Origin of the sequence: Salipiger sp. 1_MG-2023 (genome assembly GCF_030547555.1) — a bacterium.
Lineage (GTDB): Bacteria > Pseudomonadota > Alphaproteobacteria > Rhodobacterales > Rhodobacteraceae > Salipiger.
Map to the genome: position 1 here is coordinate 1 of NZ_JAUOQN010000130.1, position 3,093 is coordinate 3,093.

General features: G+C 61.4%; 1 protein-coding gene and 3 pseudogenes. All 4 read right to left on the reverse strand.

Annotated elements, in window-relative coordinates; genetic code table 11:
- Positions 1-83: 83 nt before the first annotated feature.
- Positions 84-418, reverse strand: a pseudogene (locus Q4543_RS24025) (transposase); the annotation flags it as partial.
- Positions 415-1,551: pseudogene (locus Q4543_RS24030) on the reverse strand (YHYH protein). The pseudogenes Q4543_RS24025 and Q4543_RS24030, both read right to left, overlap by 4 nt.
- Complete coding sequence (locus tag Q4543_RS24740) at positions 1,508-2,371, reverse strand: ricin-type beta-trefoil lectin domain protein (protein WP_368502196.1); 864 nt, start codon at positions 2,369-2,371, stop codon at positions 1,508-1,510. The pseudogene Q4543_RS24030 and the gene Q4543_RS24740 overlap by 44 nt, the downstream one beginning before the upstream one ends.
- Positions 2,369-2,926, reverse strand: a pseudogene (locus Q4543_RS24745) (ATP-binding cassette domain-containing protein); the annotation flags it as partial. The pseudogene Q4543_RS24745 and the gene Q4543_RS24740, both read right to left, overlap by 3 nt.
- Positions 2,927-3,093: the final 167 nt, after the last annotated feature.

Genomic DNA, 3,093 nt, shown 5'->3' on the forward strand with positions numbered 1-3,093 from the left:
AGCGCGACTGACAAGCTCGGCCCGCCGGTGAGCGCGAGGCCCGTCGTGAGCTACACCATCAGTTGGGACATCATCCTGGGGCGGATCAGCAGGTTCCGTGGCTCGGTTCCTCTGCGATACGGCAGGCTCACGTCAGGTGTTCTCTGACGGCAGCAAAGGGTGCTTAAATCTGGCGCTGCCCAGTCCAGACCACAGGTCGCAGCAGGCATTCTACAAAGCCTGTGGTCTGCCGGAGCGGCAGGGCAAACAGGACCTTCATCGTCAGGCAGGTCTGGATAGCGGCATCACCGAAGCTGTGCCGCCGACCGCGCTTGTCGCTCGGCTGCGGTACCCAGATTGTATCACGGTCCAACCAGATCGACAGCGATCCTCCCCGTCATCTTCGCGGGCAGAAGTCAGTTTCTGCAGAACAGCTCAGGGACGCGGTTTTTCAAAGGACGGGTCAGGGGTTCCGGTGAAACAGCCCATGACATGCGGATAGGCCTCGGTCACGACGTAGCCGTAGACGCCGTCCTGTACCATGCCGTTGCATTGATCGAGATCGCCGAGCCCTTCGACGAACTCTCAGTCATCGATATAGGTGCCGTCATAGGCACCGCCGGGGCCATCGTCGCCGTCCGGGCGGGTGCCGGATTTCAGGCGATAGCTTGTGGTGGCCGCGCGGATCGTGCCGTTGTCGTTGATATAGCTGCCGAAGATCGGAAAGCCGTCCGCCGCAAAGCCGATGACGGGCGACGCCGCATCCGGGTTGTCCTGCTCGAACAGGGCCATCGGGTTGCCGTGGTAATGATACAGGCCGTCGTTCTGGGTATGCGCGTTATGCGCATCGGTTCCGAACATGTTGCTTGCGGTCCCCATCGGATCGTAGCAGTAGGGCGCGGACATGTCGAAACATCCGAACAGGCCGTCCCCGACGCCATAACATCCGGCCGCAAGCAGATCGAGCTTTACCCCGTTCAGGAACACCGCGTTGTCCATGGGCAGCGAGAGCGGCGTCGGCGTTTCCGACGCGGTCGGTGTCGCCGTGATCGTATATGTCTGATCTTGCTCTGCAAATCCGTTGAAGAAGCCTTCAGCGGTGTTGAAGTCGTGATTGGGCACGGCGTTCGAGGCGATCGTACAGGTCTGCCCGTCCGTGGTAATCGTCACCGCGGCGTCATGATGTGTCTTGGTAAACAGGTCGGTGGCCGAGGCGGTGTTCGCCTCAGCATAGTCCGCGCAGGTCGCAGAACGCTCTGTCAGAAGCGCGTTGGTGATGTCATGTGCCTTGGCCTGCGGTGCTGTCGCTGCAACCACGATTGCGGCGGCAGTGACAAAACGCGCGTTATTATAGATCGTCATGGCGTCCGGGATCCTTCTGTCCAGGATGAATGAGCTTGAATTTGTTCGGTGCATCCATAGCGGGCTGGAAGCGTGCCGATCGCAGACTCCGCAAGCCTCGGGTCTGTTGCATGTACCCCCATGCGAAGAGGCTGCTGGAGCCGAAATCCGGCCCCGGCACGTCTCATCAGTCGCGAACGACCCATTGCTTGAAGCTCGGATCCAGATCATCGCAGGCGGTAAGGATAAGATCGCGCGACTGGAACGGGCCCGCGTCGTCGATGGTCGGCGCGACGGTCACGCATTGCGCCGCATCCGAGGCCAGATGAAGCTCCATGCTGGTCTCGTCATACGCGAATTTCTGAGCCTCATCCCCTTCGTCACAGTCGATCAGGCCAAAGGGGTTCTCGGCATTGTCCGGCGCGTTGTAGACCATGCACTGGCCGGCATAGGTCGCGGACTCGATCATGCCGGTGCCCGGTTCATAGGAAAACAGCACGTCTTCGCCGGTCGGCTTGCAGGAATGCGCGTGCAGTTGGTCGCTATCGCCGTGACCCTCGGTATCGATGCACCAGCCGAGCATGGCCTCTTCGTCGAGGTTGTCCGCAAGGTGGATCAGCGGCCCGACGGGCTGGATGGTCGGCGCTTCGGCAAGCAAGGTTTGCGGCATTGCAATGCTCAACGCGGCGGCAATGACGGCGGTGTAAACGGAAGTGTTCTGTCTCATCGGGCAGTCCTTTCTTGATCTCAGTTCAGGCCGAGTGGGGGCTCGCCCCTTTGTTCCGGTCTGGAGGTGCCAATACCCCCCTTCCAGCGCCATGAGCTGGTCGTGCGTACCGGTCTCGCGCACAGTTCCATCCTCCATGTAAACGATCATGTCCGCGTCCCAGATGGTCGACAGCCGGTGCGCGATGACAAAACTCGTGCGGCCCTGACGCAGATCGGCCATGGCGGTCTGGATCAGCATTTCCGTGCGGGTGTCGACCGAGCTTGTGGCTTCGTCGAGGATGAGGATCGGGGCATCGAGCAGGAAGGCCCGCGCAATCGTCATGAGCTGCCGTTGGCCCTGCGAAAGGTTTGTACCGCCATTGCTTAGAACCGTGTCGTACCCCTCGGGAAGGGTGCAGACGAAGTCATCCACATGACAGCGTTTTGCGGCGGCGATGACCTGTTCGCGCGTGGCCTCGGGGCGGCCATAGGCGATGTTGTCATGGATCGTCCCGGTAAACAGTCACGCATCCTGCAACACCATCGCCATCGCGCGGCGCAGATCGTCGCGCGGCATGGCGGAGATATCCTTGCCATCAAGCCGGATCACCCCGCTATCGATGTCGTAGAAGCGGATCAGCAGGTTGACGAGGGTGGTCTTTCCCGCGCCGGTCGGCCCGACGATGGCCAGCATCTGCCCCGGTGCGGCCTCAAGGCTGACGTTCTCGAACAGCGGCTGATCGGCGCGGTAGCGGAACCCGACATGTTCAAACCGGACATGACCCCGGACCGGCAATACCAGCCCGGTCTTCGCGGCGTCGGTGGACAGTTCGGGCGCATCCAGCAATTCGAAAACCCGCTCTGCCGAGGCGAGCGCCGATTGCACCTGTGCCGCCATGCTTCCAAGCTGGGAAATCGGCTGGCCGATCTGGCGGATATACTGGATGAAGGCCTGCACCCCGCCAATGCTGAGCGCCCCGGCAAGCACCTGACCTGCCACTGAACTTTCATCCAGCCGGAACCGGAGTCCTTTGGGTTGATACGCCGATTGGCGCAGGTGGAGCA

What these genes read in the sequence shown, in the direction of transcription:
- Q4543_RS24740 (WP_368502196.1), bottom strand. Translation starts at nt 2,371, where the DNA reads ATGACGATTGCGCGGGCCTTCCTGCTCGATGCCCCGATCCTCATCCTC.